Below are 18392 nucleotides of genomic sequence, written 5' to 3'. Positions count from 1 at the left end.
CGCTGAGGTGGCCTTCGTCATGCGTGGGTGTGAAGTACACGTTGGCGCGCGCCGGTACCCTCAGTAACTCGTGTGGGCGTATCGACGCTCGCCGGAAGTCAGAGGAGTGACGTGGCAGCCACCGACGAGGCACGACGGCTGGCGCTGGTCGCGGCGAACGCAGCGGCCGACAAGAAGGCGCACGACGTGATGGTGCTCGACGTCTCCGACCAGCTCGTGATCACCGATGTGTTCGTGATCGCGTCCGCTCACAACGAGCGGCAGGTCGGTGCGATCGTCGACAACATCGAGGAGAAGCTGCGGGAGGCCGGCACGAAGCCGGTGCGCCGCGAAGGGGCCCGCGAGGGCCGGTGGGTGCTGCTGGACTTCGTGGACGTCGTGGTGCACGTCCAGCACACGGAGGAGCGCAGCTTCTACGGCCTGGAGCGGCTGTGGAAGGACTGCCCGCGCATCGAGTTCGAAGCGGACGTCCCCGCCGATTCCACGGCTGAATGAGGTAGCTGATGGCCCTGAGCCGGCTCGTGCTGTGGCGGCACGGTGAGACCGACTACAACGCGACAGGTCGTCTGCAGGGTCATCTGGACTCGGCGCTCACCGAGACCGGCTTGAACCAGGCCAGGTTCGCCGTGCCGGTGCTCGCCGGGTTCGAACCTGAGATCGTCGTGGCCTCCGACCTGCAACGCGCGCGCAACACCGCCGGCGTCTTCACCTCGTCGACGGACGTTCCGCTGCGGATCGACGAACGGCTGCGCGAGACCCACCTCGGCAAGTGGCAGGGCCTGAACGTGACCGAGGTGGAGCAGGAGTGGCCGGGCGCGGTCACGGTGTGGCGCACCGATCCGACCTTCGCGCCGCCGGAGGGCGAGTCGCGCGTCGAGGTGGCCGAGCGGGCCATCCAGGTGGTCAACGAGGTGGACGCGGAGTTCTCCGGCACCGTCCTGCTGTGCGCGCACGGTGGCCTGATCAGCGCGTTGACCGGGCGGCTGCTGGAACTGCCGGTGGAGAACTGGTCGCAGCTCGGCGGCATCTCGAACTGCCACTGGACCGTGTTCACCCGTCGCAACGACCGGTGGCGGCTGTCGTCGTACAACGCGGGCACCACGCGTTGAGACTGCTCGTCCTCGGGGACTCGCTGTCGTTCTTCGGGCCTTCCGGGCCGCTGCCCGCTGATCATCCACGCCTGTGGCACAACGTCTGTGCCGAGGCGCTGGGTGGATCGGCGGAGCTCGCGGCCGGGTTCGGGTGGACGGCGCGGGACGCCTGGTGGGCGTTGACCGGGGACCCGCGGATCTGGTCGTTGCTGCCTCGCACGGACGTGCTGGTGTTCGCGGTGGGCAGCATGGACACGCTGCCCTCGCCGTTGCCGACGTACCTGCGCGAGGGGCTGCGTTATGTGCGGCCGGACTGGCTGCGCCGTTGGGTGCGTTCGGGCTATCAGGCCGTGCAGCCGCGGTTGGCGCCTTATACGCGCGCGTCGTTGCCCCCTGCGCTGACGGCGCGCTATCTGCGGGACATGCACCAGTCGGTTCGCAATCTTCAGTACACGATGCCGGCGGTCGGGATCGTGCCGTCGGTGCACCGCGCGGCTACGTACGCGTACGCGCATCAGGGGCACGCGGCTGCGGTTGCGGCTGTGCGCGGGTGGGCCGCAGACGCGGAAGTGCCGTTGCTGAACCTGCCCGCCGTGATCGGGGAGCACGTGCGGTCCGGTGCCGGAAATCCGGACGGGATGCACTGGGGCTGGGAGGGACACGAGCTGGTGGGCAGGGCGATGGCGGAGTTGATCTCTTCCTTGGACACCATCTCGTCCGTGGCGTTGGGTCCCTCGGAGGAGTGAGCCCCGTAGGCTCGTCGCTCGTGCGCATCTCCATCGTCACCGACTCGACGGCATACCTGCCTGAGGGGTTCGCGAAGCGCCATGCGATCACTGTCGTGCCTTTGCACGTGGCGGTGGACGGTGCCGGACGCCTCGACGGCGTCGACTTCGGTCCCTTCGAACTGGCCGCCGCCCTCGCCGAGCACCGCCGGGTGACCACGTCCCGTCCCACGCCTGGCGAAATGGCCGCCGTCTACCGCGAGGCGTTGTCGTCCTCCGATGCGGTCGTGTCCGTACATCTCTCTCGTGAACTGTCCGGGACGTGGGAGGCCGCACGGCTGGCGGCCGAGGAGGTCGGCCCCTCGCAGATCCGCGTCGTCGACTCGCGGTCGACAGGCATGGGACTCGGGTTCTCGGTCTTGCGCGCGTGCGCTGCCGTGGCGGCTGGAGGTTCGCACGCCGAGGTGGAGGACGCCGCTTCCTCTGCCGCGTCCCAGACGCGGATGTTCTTCTGCCTCGAGACGCTGGAGCACCTGCGCCGAGGCGGCCGGATCGGCACGGCGGCGGCGCTGGTGGGGACCGCGCTGGCGGTGAAACCGTTGCTGCACATGGACGACGGCCGGATCGTGCCGCTGGAGAAGGTGCGCACGATCAGCCGTGCCGTGGGTCGTCTGGTCGATCTGGCGGCGGCAGCGGCGGGCGACGGTCCGGTCGGACTCGCCGTGCACCACCTGGCCGCTCCCGAACGCGCCGCGGAACTGGCGACCCGCCTGGACGAACGGCTGCCCGGCTCGACGGGATGCGTGATCTCGGAGGTGGGCGCGGTGATCGGCGCGCACACGGGCCCAGGCGTGCTGGGAGTCGTGGTGCTGCCGGGAGGACCGGACAGTCTCCCACAGACCCCCGACAATTCCCCGTCCTCACGGCCCGAGTGATCGCGACCTGTCCACAACCCGCGAGTAATCCACAGCCCCGGAGCCAACCCGACCTCCCCGCCCACCCCGCTCCGTAACGTCGCTCGCATGTTCCCCCGCTCCCACCAGGACACCCTCCCGACCGAACGCCTGGCCGCCCTGGCCGACAAGGTGAGAGCCGACCCGACCCTGGTCTACGCACGATCAGAGGACTCGGACGAACACGGCCCGCCTCGCCGCCGCTTCTCCCTACCGCGCCTCCCACGCCGAGGCCTGCTGGCCTTGGGCGTGGCCGTGGCGTGCGCGGTGATAGGTCTGGGCAGCTGGTGGCGGAGTCCCGCCGCCGAACCCGCCCCGGACCTGGCACTGGTGAGCACCTCGGCCCCGGCCCCCGAACTGGTCGTGAACGTGATCGGCGAGGTGGCCACGCCAGGCCTGATCACCGCACCGTCAGGCGCACGGGTGGCCGACGCCATCCGCCTGGCAGGAGGCATGAAACCGGGCACCGACCTCCACAACCTGAACCTGGCCCGCAAACTCACCGACGGCGAGCAGATAGCGGTGGGCATCCCGCCCCCACCTCAAGGCGGCGCGGCCCAGGCCGGTGCGTCCCAGCCGAAGCTGAACCTGAACTCCGCCACGACGACCGAACTGGACGCCCTCCCCGGTGTGGGCCCGGTGACGGCTCAGCGCATCGTCGACCACCGCACCCGCAAAGGCCCCTTCGCCTCGGTCGACCAGCTTCGCGACGTAGAGGGCATCGGCGATTCGAAGCTGGCCAGGCTGGCCGAGCTGGTCCACACATGAGCCTCGCCACCAAAGCCCTGGCCCTCTATCACCGCGCCAGGGCCCAGTACCGCCACCTGACGGGTCCGCCACTCCTCCCGGCCGACCACTACCACCCGGTCCGCCGGCTGGTCATCGCCTTCCCGGTCCACCGCTCCCCAACCCCACTCCACCGCCGATCCCGCCCGCTGAGGACAGCCCTCCGCCACCTGCTGACCGAAGCCTTCCCGCCACCCCCACCCGCCCCACCGCGCCCAGCGCCACCCGCTCCGCTCCCAAGCGCGGCGGTTCCCCGCCAACGTCCTTGCCGCTTGTGCGCGGCAACGGTCCACCCCTGAATCTGCTGCTGGCACAACGGAGTCAGTCGCTTCCCCGTGCCTTGCCGTCCGATGTGCTTTCACGTCAACCGCAGCCCTCCGCCACTTGCCGGCCGCAGCCTTCCCGCCACCCCCACCCGCACGCCCGGCGCCATCCGCTCCATTCCCCAAGCCCTTCGGTTGCCCACCGGCGTCCTTGCCGCCTGTGCGCGGCAACGGTCCAACCCTGAACTTGCCGTCGGCAGAACGGAGTCAGTCGCTTCCCCGTGCCCTGTCGTCCGATCCGCCTTCGCTCCAACCGCAGCCCTCTTCCTCGCCGCACCCGTGCTGCGATCCCGGAACCTGCCGCAATCCCAACGAAACCCAGCGGGGCCTGCTCGCCGAGCCGTGATTCCCCACCCGAACCGGCCGCCGGTTCGCACTCATCCCTGAGCAGCGGCCGCACGTCACCCTCGCCCCCAACTCACCGATCGGAGTCAGCCATGCCCTCGGTCCGCATCACCCGCCACGCCCGCATCGACACCGCCTGGCACCACCCCGCAGCCCGACGCCCCCAGATCCAGCCGCAAGTTCTCCCACGCCACTCACGGCCGCGCCCTCCGAAGCTGCCCCAACCCCGCCAGGGCAGCCCCACCCCTGACCCGAGACCTCCCGCCGACCAGGGGAGGCCCCGATGTCCCGCAAACACCCGATAACCCACGACTACCGCCTGGTCCCAGCGGCCGCCGCAGTCTGGACCACCGCCGTCTCCGGCCTCTTCGTGAGCTGGCAGGCAGCGGCGATCACCGGCCTGGCAGCAGGAGCCGTAGGCCTGATCGCCTGGCGAAGAGCGTGGTGGACCAGGACCTGCGCGATAGCCCTCCTGATCTCCGGCCCGCTGGCGGCGGCCTGGGTAGGGGGCCACGTCCTGCGAGCCGAGTCCCACCCGCTCCGCCTGGCCGCCGACGAGGGCCGCACCACCACCCTGACCGTCGAGCTCACCACCAGACCGAAGGGAATCCGAGCCGCGGGTTTCGGCGGAACCCAGGCAGGTGTGGAGAACGTCGTGATCAGAGCGACCGCGAACGGTGCCCAGCTCGTGCTGCTGGCCCCGGCGGACAAGTGGCGGAATCTGTTGCCAGGTCAGAAGCTCACGGTCAAAGGCGCGCTCGCCCCACCCAGGGGCGGCGACCTGACGTCGGCACTGCTGCGGGTACGAGGTCCTCCGGGTGATCCGCAACCGCCGCCGGTCTGGCAGGCCTGGGCCGACGAACTCCGTGACGGCCTGCGGCAAGCCAGCACGGTGCTGGACGACGAGGAGGCCGGTCTCCTGCCGGCGCTGGTGGTGGGCGACACCGAGCAAATGGCACCGCGCATCGTGGAGGAGTTCCGCACGGCGGGCCTCTCCCACCTGCTCGCGGTGAGCGGGGCGAACCTCGCCATCGTGTGCGGTGCGGTCTACCTCCTGACGAGGCGGCTCGGTCCGCGTCCGGCGGCCTTGGCCGCTCTGGCGGCGCTGGTCGGGTTCGTCATCCTGGCCGGGCCGGAGCCGAGCGTCCTCAGGGCCGCGGTCATGGGTGCCGTCGCGTTGGTGGGGCTGGTGCTGGGCCGGCAACGGTCCGCGGTGCCGAGCCTCGCGACTGCGGTGGTCGTCCTGGTGCTGCACGATCCGGCGCTGGGTGGTGATCCGGGGTTCGCGTTGTCCGTGGTGGCGACGGCGGCGTTGGTGCTCGTCGCGCCGAGGTGGGCGCGGGCGCTCAAACGGCGTGGCGTGCCGAACGGGCTGGCCGAGGCGATTGTCGTGCCGATGGCCGCGAGTCTCGCCACGGCTCCGCTGGTGGCGGGGCTGTCCGGGCAGGTGAGCCTGGTGTCGGTGGTGGCCAACCTGGTCGCCGGGCCGGTGGTCGCGCCGGCGACGGTGCTGGGTGTGCTGGCGGCGGCCGTCGCGCCGCTCTCGCCCCAGGCGGCCGAGGTCATCACCCACGTCGCCGGGCCCGCGGTGACCTGGCTGATCCAGGTCGGCCGGCAGGCGGCCTCCGTGCCCGGTGCGGCGGTCGGCTGGCCCGCCGGCTGGGCCGGGGCGATCGCGCTGACCGCCGTCACCGTCGCGGTCGTGTTGTTGCTGCGGTTCAAGAAGACGCGGACGTTGGTCGTCGCTGTGCTCGTCGGCGGGTTCGTGGTGCTGGTGCCGATGAGAGTCGTGGCGCCGGTCTGGCCGCCTGAAGGGTGGAAGGTCGTCAGTTGCGACGTGGGCCAGGGCGATGCGCTGGTCCTGGCCACCGACACAGCGGACACGGCGGTTCTCGTCGACACCGGGCCCGACCCCGGCGCGGTGGACCGGTGCCTGAAGACGTTGGGAATCAAGAAGATTCCGCTTGTGGTGCTGACGCACCTGCACGCGGACCACATCGGCGGTCTCGACGCCGTGCTCACCGGGCGTGCGGTGGGCGCTGTCGCGGTCGGGCCGCTCAAGGAGCCCGCGTGGGCGTGGAGGGAGGTCAGCCAACGAGCCCGCGCCCGGAACGTGCGAGTGGTCGAGCCGAAGGCGGGCGAGCGGTTCACCTTGCCAGGACTGGAGTTGGAGGTGCTGGGACCGAGGCGGCCGCCGGTCGCCCAGGACGAGAACACGACGGTGAACGACTACTCGCTCGTGCTCAAGGCGCACACGAGGGCAGGCCGGGTGTTGCTCACCGGCGACGTCGAACTGGCCGGCCAGGCGGCGTTGCTGGGGGAGCGGGACCTCAATGCCGAGGTGCTCAAGGTGCCGCACCACGGTTCGCGGTACTCGCTGCCCGCGTTCCTCAAAGCGGTGCGGCCGCGCGTGGCGCTGGTGAGCGTCGGCACGGGCAACAGGTACGGGCACCCGAGTCCGCACGTCCTCGACGTGTTGCGGACGGGAGGTGCGTTGGTGTTGCGCACGGACAAGGACGGAGACCTGGCTGTGTTGCCGGGAAACCGAATCGTACGAAGGAGAAGAGATGGTCTGGGTCAGGTTGTTCAACGCGCGCTACCCGATTCCCGGTGGCACGCCAGGACTCGCATGGGCGCTGTGGCAGACGAACTACTCGGCGACGCCGTGGCCGCACGACGAACTCAAACCCGATTTCGGTTACTACATCTGCGAAACGCTAGAAGACGGCACACGCGCCATCACGTACCGGGCGACGACCACGCACGTGCTGCCGCCGACGAAGGCCGCGACCCCTGAGGAGGCCTACGACCTCGCCGCGGAGCACGTGTTCGACGACGGCTTGCGGATCGCGCCGGACGTGTGGCACGACTACCACTACAACGCGCTCAAGGCGGAAGCCCCGTGGCCGCAACGGATCGTGGCATGGCGCGCGAACGTGGAACCGGTCGGACCACACGTCGTGGACGGCCTGCAGCGCTTCCCGCGCACGGGCTGGCTCAGGACGGACGCGATCACCTTGTGAGCCAACGATTTCAGTGATGTGGCCGAGCGCTGAGCACCGCCTCATCGCAAGCAACGCGGAGCCGATGATCGAGCACAACGCGGTTCGGGGACGCGGGCGCGCCCCCGAACCGGAGGGAGGTGATTAACCCAGTGCCTTGATGACGGCTTCGGCGGACGCCGGGACCGTCGCGCGCGGGCCGATCGTGTCGCCGAGCGCGTCGAGGGTCTTGAGGCCGTCGCCGGTGATCAGCAGCACGGTCTCGGCGTCCGGGTCGAGCTGGCCCGACTCGAACAGCTTCTTCGCCGTCGCGACGGTCACGCCGCCGGCGGTCTCGGCGAAGATGCCCTCGGTGCGGGCGAGTAGCTTGATGCCCTCGACGACCTCTTCGTCGGTGACGTCGTCGATGGCGCCGTTGGTGCGGCGCACGGCGTCGAGCACGTACGGGCCGTCGGCCGGGGCGCCGATCGCCAATGAGCGGGCGATCGTGTCCGGGCGGACCGGGCGGATGACGTCGTGGCCCGCCTTGAAGGCGGCCGAGATCGGGGAGCAGCCGGTGGCCTGCGCGCCGAACACCTTGTACGGCGTGGCTTCCACCAGGTCGAGCTGGCCGAGTTCGCGGAACGCCTTGTCCACCTTGGTGAGCTGCGAGCCGGACGCGATCGGCACGACGATCTGGTCGGGCAGGCGCCAGCCGAGCTGTTCGGCGACCTCGTAGCCGAGCGTCTTCGAGCCCTCCGCGTAGTACGGGCGGACGTTGACGTTCACGAACGCCCAGTCCTCGTTCTCCGCGGCGAGTTCCTGGGCGAGGCGGTTCACGTCGTCGTAGTTGCCGTCGACGGCGATCAGGGCGCCGTCGTAGACCGCGCTCATGAGGATCTTGGCGCGCTCGAGATTGGAGGGAACGAGAACGACCGACTTCCAGCCCGCGCGGGCGGCGGCCGCGGCGACGGCGTTCGCCAGGTTGCCGGTGGACGGGCAGGCCAGCACCTTGAAGCCGAGTTCGCGGGCGGCGGCGAGCGCTACGCCGACGACGCGGTCCTTGAAGGAGTGGGTGGGGTTGCCGGTGTCGTCCTTCACCCAGATCTTGCGGACGCCCAGGGCCTTGGAGAGGTTGTGCGCCTCGACCAGGCGGGTACCGCCGGGATCGGTGTTCGGGTGCTGTTCCACAGTGGACGGAACAGGGAGAAGGCCGCGGTAGCGCCAGATCGACCTGGGGCCGGCCTCGATGTCCTCGCGCCGGATCTTCCCGAAGTCGTAGGCCACTTCCAGCGGCCCGAAACACTCGAGACAGGCGTACTCAGGAGCGAGAGGGGTTTCGTTTCCGCACTCACGGCACAGCAGCGCGCGGGCGGGGCCGAGGTCGAACTTGGTGCTCGTAGGCACAGAGACAGCAGTCATCGCGAGGTATCTCCTCATCTTTCCCGCGAAATCGAACGGGTCGGAATTGGCACCGTGATCGTCTTCTACGCGCAGTTCTGCGCACAGCGGTGACGCCGGTTGCCGGGGCTTCGTCGGGCCGTTCCCTCTGCCCCTCTGGATGAGCGGTGTTCAGTTGTGGCTACCAACGTACGGCACCTGTCCGGTGGTCAGCCACCAACGTCCACGATTCGGGACGTGGGAAGATGCGGAGCGTGAGCGCACCGGAGTCACTGCACCTCGTCATCGGCGAGGAGGAGTTGCTGGTCGAACGTGCTGTTCGGGCGGCTCTCGAGGCTGCCCGCGAGGTCGATTCGACCGCCGACCTGACCCGCGTCCAGGTGACTGATCTCACGGCTCCGGAGCTGGCCGAACTGGTGAGCCCGTCGCTGTTCGCGGAGGGTCGCGTGATCGTCCTGCAGAACGGGCAGGACATCAGCAAGGAGGTCGCCGACACGGTGCTCTCCTACGTCAAAGCGCCTGCGGACGGGGTCACGCTCGTCGTCGTGCACACGGGCGGTGGTCGCAGCAAGGCGGCCAAGGACCTGCCCGGGCAGCTGAAGAAGGCCGGTGCCGCGGTCACGGAGTGCGCCAAGGTCACCAAGTCCGCTGAGCGCGAGGCGTTCGTGCGCAACGAGGTGCGGCGGGCGGGCGGCAAGATCGACCCGGAGGCCGTCGCCACGCTCATCGACGCCGTGGGCACGAACCTGCGCGAGCTCGCCGCGGCCTCGTCGCAGCTCGTCTCCGACACCGACGGCAAGGTGACGGTCGAGGAGATCCGCCGCTACCACCAGGGCAAGGCCGAGGTGACGGGGTTCGCCGTCGCGGAGAAGGCCGTCGTCGGTGATCGGGCCGGCGCCATGGAGGCGTTGCGCTGGGCCATGCAGCTCGGCGTGCCGCACGTGCTGGTCGCGGATGCGCTGGCGGACGCGGTGCGCACGGTCGCGCGGGTGACCGCCGTGGGGCGCGCCGACCCGTTCAGCCTGGCCGGTCCGCTCGGCATGCCGCCGTGGAAGATCAAGAAGGCGCAGGCCCAGTCGCGCGGCTGGGACCAGGCGGGGCTTGCCGACGCGATGCAGGTGGTCGCGGGGCTCAACGCCGACGTGAAGGGCGTGGCGGCCGACGCCGACTACGCGCTGGAACGTGCCGTGCTTCGGATCGTGGCCGCGCACAGCCGCCGTTGATCCCAAGAGAGATCACTGCGAGCGCGGGATCCCGATCAGGTACTGGGCTCCCGTGAAGCCGGGTTCGACGCCGATCGTCCACACGAACGACTCGGTGCCGTCCAGGCCGTCGACCATCCGCCGCAGTTCCGCGCGCCCGTACATGCGCAGGAACGACACGACGCTGTCCCAGAACATCATGAACGGCAGCACCGGCACGACGTAGGTCAGCACCAGCCGCAGCACGTAGCGCGGCAGGGGATTGCGCTGGAACGGCGCTGCCAGCAGCACGGCCAGTGTGAGGAAGAACGGGAAGACCAGCACGTAGAGCCACGACCGCTTGGTGTCCACGACGACCATCGGCTGCCGGGTGTCGACGGCGTTCTGCAGCATGCGCGTGGCCAGCGCGGGCGGGAAGTGGTGGAAGGCGCCGTAGATCGTCCGCGTCCCTTCCAGCCGGCAGTCCGTGGCGTCGACCGGCGACGGCACGTGGTCCACCGAGCAGCACGGGTCCGGCAGCCGCCGCCGGTTCGCCGAGGCGACGCGTTCGAAAGCGGGCACGTTCGGCACCAGGTCCGTCAGCGTGACTTGGGTGTGGACACCCGAAGCGTGCAGCCGGCGCTGGATCAGCGGCACCGGGCCACCAGAACCGGCGCAGAGGTCGACGATCCGATGATCCGCGCCCGACCGCAGAGCCAGCGCCAACGGCCGTGCGTACTCGCGCGCGGCGTCCGTCAGCCGGTAGATGGTCGTGATGGACTCCGTGTGCAGCGTGCGCAACACAGCCGGCGTGCCGTCGAGATCGTGAAGCTCGACGAAGTCGATGCGCGGAAGCGATTCCATGGAGCTACGCCTACCGTGCCCGAGGCCACATGCGAAAGGGCTCCACCTCCGTGAGGAAGTGGAGCCCTTTGCAGAAGCTCGATGCGAGCTACGAGCGAGATCAGCCCTCGAGGGAGTTCGCGCGCAGTGCCATCGCCGACTTCTTGTTGGCGGCCTGGTTGGCGTGGATGACGCCCTTGCTGGCGGCCTTGTCGAGCTTGCGGGACGCGTCCTGCAGCAGCTCCAGGGCCTTCGCCTTGTCACCGGCCTCGGCAGCCTCGCGGAACTTGCGGACAGCCGTCTTCAGGGACGACTTGACCGACTTGTTGCGAAGGCGAGCCTTCTCGTTGGTCTTGATCCGCTTGAGCTGGGACTTGATGTTCGCCATGCGACATCACCCTTCTTGTCGAAACCGGAGTTCGTGACGCGCTATGTCGGCACCGGCCACAAGGGCCAGGTCTCCTCCACGGCGGAGAGCCGCGCGTTCACGACGACGAAGGATATCAGGCCAGCTCAGCGCACCGTGAAGGTGGCCTTCTCGGCACCCACCACGGCCTCGTAGCCGCCGCGGGCGACCTCACGCCGTCCGTCACCGTCCACGTCGCCGACGGTCAGGGCCAGCTGCGAGAGCTTGAACGACACCTCGACCTGCTTCGACTGGCCGGCAGCGAGTTCCACACGCGTGAAGCCCACCAGCCGGGCGTCCGGCGTCAGCACGGGGGAGGCCGGCTGCCGCACGTAGACCGGCACCACGACGGTGCCCGCACGCCCACCGGTGTTCGCCACAGTGAACTTCACCACCCCGTTCGAACGATCAACGGACACCGAGGTCCCCGAGGTCGTGAACGACGTGTACGACAGCCCGTGCCCGAACGCGTAGAGCGGGTCGTACTTCGCGCCCGCCGAGGTGTTCGCGCCGGGCAGCTGGTCGTAGGTCAGCGTCGGGTCGCCCAGCGCCTTCGGCCACGACACCGGCAGCTTGCCGCTCGGGTTCACCACGCCGAACAGCACGTCGGCGATCGCCCTGCCACCCTCGCTACCGGGCAACCAGCCCGCGACCAGCGCGTTCGCGTCCGCCGCCGCACCGAGCACCTGCGGACGCGCGGTCAGCAGCACCACGACCACCGGCTTGCCGGTCGCCTGCACCGCGTCCACCCACGCCTGCTGCTCGGGCGTCAGCACCGGGTTCTCCGTGTCGGCGGGACCCTCCGCACCGGGCTTCTCACCCAGCACGACGACGACCGCGTCCGCGCCGTCCGCCTCGGCCACCGCCGCTGCCTGAGTCGGAGCGTGCACGACGGACGCACCAGGAACGGCCTCGCGCACACCGGTCAGCACGGTGGCAGTCGGCGGCAACGGCGAGTCGTCCGGCACGCCCTGCCACTCGACGGTCCAGCCACCGAGCTGACGGCGCACGTCGTCCGCGGTCTCCCCGGTCACGACGATCTTCTTGGCAGACGCCGAAAGAGGCAGCACGCCGTCGTTCTTCAGCAGCACGGTGCCCTCGGCGGCCGCCTGGCGGGCGAGCGAGCGATCCGCGTTCACCACGTTGCCGTCGGCCTTCGCCGGGTCCACGTACGGCTTCTCGAACAGCCCCAGGTCGAACTTGAGCTTCAGCACCCGCCGCACGGCCTGGTCGATCCGCCCGCGCGACACGGAACCGTCGCGCACGTTCGCCAGCAGCAACGACGTGAACTCGGCCGCGTTCGACGGTTCCATCGCCATGTCCACACCGGCGTTGACGCTCATCGCGATCGCCGTCTTGTAGTCGGGCGCGACCTTGTGCCGGTCCACCAGGTACTTCATGTCCTGCCAGTCCGAGACCGCGACGCCCTTGAAGCCCATCTTGTCGCGCAGCTGGGTCTGCAGCATGTACTTCGACGCGTGCACCGGCACACCGTTGAGCGAGCCGGAGTTGATCATCACGGTCTTCACGCCCGCGTCGAACTGCGCCTGGAACGACGGCAGCACGAGGTCCTGCAACTGCCGGATCGGGATCTGCGCCGCCGCGCGGTCGTGCCCGTTCGCCGGCGCCGAGTACCCGGCGAAGTGCTTCGCCGTCGCGGTCAGCTGCGCGGTGTCGTCCACCTTGGACTGCTGCCCGCGCACGTTCGCCGCCGCCAGCTGCCCGGCCAGGAACGGGTCCTCGCTGTAGGTCTCGTAGAAACGGCCCCAGCGCGTGTCCCGCGCGATGTCCGACACCGGCGCGAAGTTCCAGAAGACACCGGTCGCGCGCAACGCCTTCGACGCCGACACGCCGATCTTCTCCTGCAGCCCGGGGTCCCACGTCGCGCCGAGCCCGATCTGGTGCGGGAACATCGTCGCGGAGATGACGTTGTTGTGCCCGTGCACGCCGTCCGCGCCGTAGATGATCGGGATCTTCAACCTGTTGTTCTCCAACGCATAGCGCTGGATCGCGTTGTTCATCTCGGCCCACGCCCTGGGCGTGTTGTCGAGCGGCGCGTCACCGCCGCCGGACAGGATCGAGCCGACGTGCGCATCCGCGAGCACCGCCTTCAGGCAGGAGTCGACCAACGGCCCGTTGACGTTGTTGCAGTCACCGCGCAGCTTCCCGACGCGGATCTGGGCCATCTGCCCGATCTTCTCCTCGACCGTCATTCTGCGCAGCAGGTCCTCGACCCGCCGCTCCGATGACGCCCGACTGTCCAAATAGATCTCTTTACCCGCCGCCAGACCACCCGCCGGTGTCAGCGACGCGATCACCACAGCAACGCCCAGCACGCCGAGACCAGCGCGCTTGCGGGAGAACAAAGACAAGACTCCTCCACGTACCCCGGTGCGCCCGCCGCACACGATCGCGTGGAGGAGTCGGTCGAAACACCCCCGAACGGATGAACTCGATGACAGCGTTTTCATGCTGGTGAAACGCCTGTTCAGCCGCCCAGGAGAGTGCGGGTGAGTGACTGTTTTTCTTCCATCAGCCCGGCCAGCGCGGCCGAGATCGTGGCCTCGTCGAGCCGCACGCGTCCGACGCCCGGTTGCTCGTCCAACGCGAGCAGCGTCGCCCGCCGCACGAGCTCCTTCACGAACGACGCCGTCACGCCCTCACTCGCTGCCACGATCGCCGACGCATCGGGAAGATCGAGATCGGTGCCGGCGGCGTAGAGCCGCAGCAGCCGTTCGCGGGCGTCCGCGTCGGGCAACGGCACGTGCGTCGCGAGGTCGATCCGGCCGGGCCGCCGGGTGAGGGCCTGCTCCAGCACGTCGACACGGTTGGTGGTGAGCACGAACGTCACATCCGCCTCGGAACCGATGCCGTCCATCTCGTTCAGCAGCTCGAACAACGCCGGGCTGCCCGACTCGGTGTGCCGCCGGTCCTCGGCGATCAGGTCCACGTCCTCGACGACGATCACCGATGGCGCGAGCTTCCGCGCCATCGACGTCGCCACCTTCAGGAGCTTCAGCATCGCGACGCCGCTCAGCACGATCACCGTCGAGGACTCCAGCCGTCCCATCAGGTACCGGATCGTGTGCGTCTTGCCGGTGCCGGGCGGTCCGTGGAGCAGCAGTCCGCGTTTCAGGTGTTGTCCGTGTGCCGTCAGCCGTGCGCTTTGCTCGGCCGTGCGCACGACGTGGCGTTCGATCACGTCCAGCACACCCTCGGGCAGAACAACGTCCTCGGGGCGCAACGACGGTCTCGGTAGGAAGGTGAGGAGCTGGTTGCGCCTGTGCTCGCTGAGCCCGAACGCCATCACCTTGCCCTGGAACAGGTTGTGCCGCGCGATCTGCCCTTCGACCGCCTCGCGCGTGGCCGTCGCGATCTCTCTCGACCCTGCCAGCACCTGCAACGAACACAGGGAGTCGCAGTCCTCTCCCGGACCCTGCAAGGCGAGGACCACCGGCTCGCCGTCCGGTGACCGCGAGAGGACCAGTCCGAGCTGCACCGCCTCGACCGCGGTGTCGGGACCGGTGGCCACCGTCGCGTAGTCGACGGGCCCGAGCCCGAAGCTGCCGTCGTGGACCGCCCCGCTCACCATGTCCACGAGGTACTGGAACGCGCGCTTTCCCGCTATGCCGAACCACTCCGCCTCCGGGGAGTGCTCGGCGAGGTACGTCTCGATCCCGTGGTGGACGTTGACGTGCTCCCAGGCCATGAACTTGGCCGTCACGGTGGGAACCTGTGCCATCGGAATGCCCATGTGCCCGGAGACCTTCCGGACCAGCGTCGACTCCGCGCCGTCGGAGACCAGTTTCCTGGCCTCCTCCAACAACCCCTGCAGAGCCAACGCAAGCGATCGTGCTTCAGATGTGTGGAGATCTGTCATCGACTTCCACCGTACGCACGACCCGTCCGGTCAGTCCTCGGCGTTCTGCTCAGGATTCTTCGGTGGCCTGCCCCGACGTGGCATTTTCTTTGCCCCATCGGGCAACCGGCCGGCCTCCGCCAGCGCACGTCGCAGCAAGAACTCGATCTGCGCGTTGGTGCTGCGCAGCTCGTCGTTCGCCCACCTGCTCAACGCGTCGTGCACCGCCGGGTCCAGCCTGAGCAGAACGCTTTTACGCTCAGCCATCAGGTGTAGAGCGATCCCGCGTTCACCACGGGCTGAGTGGATCGGTCACCGCACAGGACGACGAGCAGGTTCGACACCATCGCCGCCTTGCGTTCCTCGTCGAGCTCCACGACGTCGTGCTCGGCGAGCCGGGCCAGCGCGAGTTCGACCATGCCGACGGCGCCCTCGACGATCCGGGTCCGTGCCGCGACGACCGCGCTCGCCTGCTGCCGTTGCAACATGGCGTGCGCGATCTCCGGCGCGTACGCGAGGTGCGTGAGTCGTGACTCGATCACCTTCACGCCGGCGGACTGCACGCGTGCCGAGATCTCGATCGCGAGCGTCTCGGTGATCTCGTCCGCGTTCTCCCGCAACGACAGACCGGTCTCCTCGTGGTTGTCGTACGGATAGCTGTTCGCGATGTGCCGTACGGCGGTCTCGGTCTGAATGCCGACGAACCGCACGAAGTCGTCGACCTCGAACCGTGCGCGCGCAGTGTCCTCGACCTGCCACACGACCACGGCCGCGATCTCGATCGGGTTGCCGTCGGCGTCGTTGACCTTCAGCGTCTGGGTCTCGTGGTTGCGGATCCGGGTCGAGATCTTCTCCCGCGTGGTGAGCGGGTTCGCCCACCGCAGACCGTCCGTGCGCACCGTGCCCACGTAACGGCCGAGGAACTGCAGCACCCGCGCCTCACCCGGCGCGACGGTGAAGAGTCCCTTCCAGATCAGCGCCGCCGCCAGCACCAGCAGAACGCTGGCGATCATCCATCCCACCGGCGCCTCTTCGGTCGTCACGGCGTAGTCGATCCCCATGATGATCGTCCACACGGCCAACGCGAACACCGCCAACCCTGCGAAGAACATCGGCAGACCCGACAGCTCCCGCGCGTGCTTCTCACGGACGGCAGGTGCGGGCATGTGCACTGTCGCATCGATCGTCGCACTCATTCGGACCCCCTGTCGAAGTAGTATCTAAGTGATATCACTTTTCGGGGGTGATCGCCAGTTAGGCTGGATCGCATGAGGGCGAAGAAGCAGCGCGTGGCCGCGTACGGGGTCTGCATCAACGACGACGACGAGATCCTGCTGGCGCGCTGGATTGGCCCAAAGGGCAAACGTTGGATCCTGCCCGGAGGCGGCATCGACCACGGCGAGCACCCGTACGACGGGGTCGTCCGGGAGTTCGAGGAGGAGACCGGCCACACCGTCGAGGTGCTCCGCCTGCTCGGCATCGACTCCGAGCTCCGCGAGGAGCCGGACCGCGACTACCACGCCCTTCGCATCATGTACGAGGTGCGGATCGTGGGCGGCGAGCTGCGCAATGAAGTGGGCGGCTCGACCGACCTCGCACAGTGGTTCCCCGTGTCAGAGGTCGGACAACTGGAACGCGTGCCGTCCCTCGATACGGCCCTTGGTTTGTATCGAACTGCCCCACCTGCCGGAATCTTGCGGTAGATTTCGCTCTACCGCCGCCAACTTGCCTCCAATGGAGTTGGCGAATGATCCGATCACTGGCCGCACTCGGCGCGGCCGCCCTGCTGTCGTCCTTCGTCCCGGTGCCGGCCCACGCGGCTGTCGTCAGCGTCTCGAGCGTGTCCTCCCTGCAGGCCGCCCTCGACACCGCGCGAGCCGGTCAGCGCATCGTGCTGGCCCAGGGCCTGCACACCGCCGAGCAGCCCATCAAGATCACCAAATCGGGCATCACCGTCGCCGCGCAGACCGTCGGCGGCACGGTGTTCACCCGTGGCGGCTTCGAACTCGGAGCCGTTCGAGACGTGACGATCGAGGGCTTCGTCTTCGACGGAACCAGCACGCTCTCGATCCCCGCGGAAGCGCAGGCCACGCGCATCACCCGCAACACGTACAACGGGAACAAGGACGGCGCCTCGCTCACCGTGAGCGCCGACGACGTCCAGGTCGACCACAACACGTTCTCGAACCGCAGCAACGAGGGCGTGTACCTGCAGATCACCGGTCCGGGCAGCGAGATCGCCAAGCGCACCTGGGTGCACCACAACTACTTCTACAACCACAGCTTCACCGGCTCGAACGGCGGAGAGTCGATCCGGCTCGGCTACAGCCACAAGCAGTCGAAGTCGGCGTACGCGGTCATCGAGCACAACCTGTTCGAGAAGGCGAACGGCGACCCTGAGGCCATCTCCGTGAAGTCCTCGGACAACACGGTCCGCTTCAACACGATCCGCGACAGCAAGGGCTACATCGTCCTGCGCCACGGCAACCGCACGACAGTCGAGGGCAACGTGCTGTTCGGCAGTGGCATCCGGTTCCACGGGAACGACCACAAGGTGTTCAACAACTACGTGCAGAACACCGGTGACCGGGCGATCGTGTTCGGGAAGGGCTCGGAGACGGACAGCGGCCCGACCTCCACGTCGCACGACCGCCCTGACCGCGTGACGGTCGCGTTCAACACCCTGATCGGCACGGGAGCCGTGGTCGACAGCGACACGGGCACTTATGCGCCCAAGGACTGCGTGCTCGCGAACAACGTCATTCAGGGTTCGTCCTCGAAGCTGGTCGACATGATGTCCGGCTCGACCGTCAAGTACGAGGGCAACATCGTGTGGGGCGGCACCGCCGGCATGCCGAGCGGCTACCGCACCGTCGACCCGAAGCTGGTGCGTGACGCGAACGGTCTCCTGCGTCTCGCGTCCGGAAGCCCGGCGATCGACTCGTCCGCGGGCACCTACTCCTATGTCACGCGTGACTTCGACCCGCAGCCACGCGTGGGCAAGCCTGATGTCGGGGCGGATGAGTACAACTCGTCGGCGGTGCGGAAGCCGCTGACGAAGGCCGATGTCGGGGTCTCCGCGCCCTGACGAACGCATTTGTCCTGGTGATCGCACGTTTCGCGGTCACCAGGACCCCCCGATTTGGAGATCGAAACAGGCCCGTGTAATGTTCTCCATGTCAGAGCGAGCCGGGCCGGGAAATACAGACCGGAACGGGCCTGGCCAAAAAACCGGAAGACAAAGAGCCTCCGAGAGGCCGATTTGACACCGGGAAGCAACACCAAATAAGCTTCAAACACAGCCCCGAGAGAGAAACTCCGGAAACGGAGTGAGGATCCGGTGAGCGCGTGTTCTTTGAGAACTCAACAGCGTGCCGAAACACAGCCAGTAATATATGAATTGCCTCCTCGTCGAGGTAGTTCCTTTGAGGCAAGACTAGATTGATGCCAGACATATTCCGTCTGGAGCGATCAAACACAATCCTTATTGGAGAGTTT

At 68.5% G+C, this 18392-nt stretch carries 17 protein-coding genes and 1 riboswitch; of the genes, 10 read left to right on the top strand and 7 right to left on the bottom strand.

All coding sequences use genetic code 11. The annotated features are described in order from the left end of the window. Nucleotides 1–111: 111 nt before the first annotated feature. The 7 genes from rsfS to ACIRG5_RS37590 all read left to right on the top strand — a co-directional run bounded on the left by rsfS (nucleotide 112) and on the right by ACIRG5_RS37590 (nucleotide 7246). On the top strand, nucleotides 112–495 hold the full coding sequence (rsfS, locus tag ACIRG5_RS37620) for a ribosome silencing factor (RefSeq protein WP_402914024.1): 384 nt from the start codon (nucleotides 112–114) through the stop codon (nucleotides 493–495). Between the two features lie 8 nt (nucleotides 496–503). Further along, nucleotides 504–1109, top strand: coding sequence for a histidine phosphatase family protein (locus tag ACIRG5_RS37615; protein WP_402914021.1), 606 nt, complete (start codon nucleotides 504–506; stop codon nucleotides 1107–1109). Beyond that, nucleotides 1106–1837: a diglucosylglycerate octanoyltransferase gene (gene octT / locus ACIRG5_RS37610; protein WP_402914019.1), complete on the top strand. Its 732-nt coding sequence runs from the start codon at nucleotides 1106–1108 to the stop codon at nucleotides 1835–1837. Before ACIRG5_RS37615 ends, octT begins: the two co-directional genes overlap by 4 nt. A gap of 20 nt (nucleotides 1838–1857) precedes the next feature. Beyond that, on the top strand, nucleotides 1858–2751 hold the full coding sequence (locus tag ACIRG5_RS37605; RefSeq protein ID WP_330270295.1) for a DegV family protein: 894 nt from the start codon (nucleotides 1858–1860) through the stop codon (nucleotides 2749–2751). 87 nt (nucleotides 2752–2838) lie between these two features. After that, the gene (locus ACIRG5_RS37600; RefSeq protein ID WP_402914015.1) at nucleotides 2839–3537 is read left to right on the top strand and encodes a helix-hairpin-helix domain-containing protein; all 699 of its coding nucleotides are present in this window, start codon (nucleotides 2839–2841) and stop codon (nucleotides 3535–3537) included. Nucleotides 3538–4506: 969 nt separating this feature from the next. Then, the gene (locus ACIRG5_RS37595) at nucleotides 4507–7020 is read left to right on the top strand and encodes a DNA internalization-related competence protein ComEC/Rec2 (protein ID WP_402914013.1); all 2514 of its coding nucleotides are present in this window, start codon (nucleotides 4507–4509) and stop codon (nucleotides 7018–7020) included. Beyond that, entirely contained in the window at nucleotides 6989–7246 is a 258-nt protein-coding gene (locus ACIRG5_RS37590; RefSeq protein WP_402914011.1) for a hypothetical protein, read from the top strand. Before ACIRG5_RS37595 ends, ACIRG5_RS37590 begins: the two co-directional genes overlap by 32 nt. Nucleotides 7247–7369: 123 nt before the next feature. Here the strand turns inward: ACIRG5_RS37590 and thrC are convergent, their stop codons facing one another. Then, on the bottom strand, nucleotides 7370–8626 hold the full coding sequence (gene thrC, locus ACIRG5_RS37585; protein WP_402914009.1) for a threonine synthase: 1257 nt from the start codon (nucleotides 8624–8626) through the stop codon (nucleotides 7370–7372). A gap of 11 nt (nucleotides 8627–8637) precedes the next feature. Further along, a riboswitch (SAM riboswitch) is annotated at nucleotides 8638–8772 on the bottom strand. A gap of 78 nt (nucleotides 8773–8850) precedes the next feature. Between thrC and holA the strand changes: the two genes are divergently transcribed. Beyond that, nucleotides 8851–9828 carry a DNA polymerase III subunit delta gene (gene holA, locus ACIRG5_RS37580; protein WP_402914007.1) on the top strand — a complete coding sequence of 326 codons (978 nt, stop codon included), beginning with the start codon at nucleotides 8851–8853 and terminating at the stop codon, nucleotides 9826–9828. A gap of 12 nt (nucleotides 9829–9840) precedes the next feature. On the opposite strand, the gene ACIRG5_RS37575 is transcribed toward holA, so the two are convergent. The 6 genes from ACIRG5_RS37575 to ACIRG5_RS37550 all read right to left on the bottom strand — a co-directional run bounded on the left by ACIRG5_RS37575 (nucleotide 9841) and on the right by ACIRG5_RS37550 (nucleotide 16090). After that, a complete protein-coding gene (locus tag ACIRG5_RS37575) occupies nucleotides 9841–10650 on the bottom strand; it encodes a hypothetical protein (RefSeq protein WP_402914004.1) in 810 nt (269 codons plus the stop codon). A 100-nt stretch (nucleotides 10651–10750) separates the two neighbouring features. Beyond that, on the bottom strand, nucleotides 10751–11017 hold the full coding sequence (rpsT, locus tag ACIRG5_RS37570; RefSeq protein WP_093605645.1) for a 30S ribosomal protein S20: 267 nt from the start codon (nucleotides 11015–11017) through the stop codon (nucleotides 10751–10753). A 125-nt stretch (nucleotides 11018–11142) separates the two neighbouring features. Continuing rightward, nucleotides 11143–13407, bottom strand: coding sequence for a glycoside hydrolase family 3 N-terminal domain-containing protein (locus tag ACIRG5_RS37565; protein ID WP_402914002.1), 2265 nt, complete (start codon nucleotides 13405–13407; stop codon nucleotides 11143–11145). Nucleotides 13408–13523: 116 nt separating this feature from the next. Then, nucleotides 13524–14876, bottom strand: a complete 1353-nt coding sequence (locus tag ACIRG5_RS37560) for an AAA family ATPase (RefSeq protein ID WP_402914000.1) — start codon at nucleotides 14874–14876, stop codon at nucleotides 13524–13526. A gap of 69 nt (nucleotides 14877–14945) precedes the next feature. Next, entirely contained in the window at nucleotides 14946–15161 is a 216-nt protein-coding gene (locus ACIRG5_RS37555; protein ID WP_319981647.1) for a hypothetical protein, read from the bottom strand. Then, on the bottom strand, nucleotides 15161–16090 hold the full coding sequence (locus ACIRG5_RS37550) for an SPFH domain-containing protein (RefSeq protein WP_402913998.1): 930 nt from the start codon (nucleotides 16088–16090) through the stop codon (nucleotides 15161–15163). Before ACIRG5_RS37550 ends, ACIRG5_RS37555 begins: the two co-directional genes overlap by 1 nt. A 72-nt stretch (nucleotides 16091–16162) precedes the next feature. Here ACIRG5_RS37550 and ACIRG5_RS37545 point away from each other — a divergent pair, with 72 nt between their 5' ends. Further along, nucleotides 16163–16597, top strand: coding sequence for an NUDIX hydrolase (locus ACIRG5_RS37545; protein WP_402913996.1), 435 nt, complete (start codon nucleotides 16163–16165; stop codon nucleotides 16595–16597). Nucleotides 16598–16641: 44 nt separating this feature from the next. Next, nucleotides 16642–17982 carry a polysaccharide lyase 6 family protein gene (locus tag ACIRG5_RS37540; protein WP_402913994.1) on the top strand — a complete coding sequence of 447 codons (1341 nt, stop codon included), beginning with the start codon at nucleotides 16642–16644 and terminating at the stop codon, nucleotides 17980–17982. Nucleotides 17983–18392 lie beyond the last annotated feature (410 nt).

It is taken from the genome of Lentzea sp. NPDC102401 (genome assembly GCF_044765805.1).
Classification (GTDB): domain Bacteria; phylum Actinomycetota; class Actinomycetes; order Mycobacteriales; family Pseudonocardiaceae; genus Lentzea; species Lentzea sokolovensis.
Note: the sequence above shows the minus strand (reverse complement) of the source record. Positions and strands in the feature narration are given on the sequence as shown.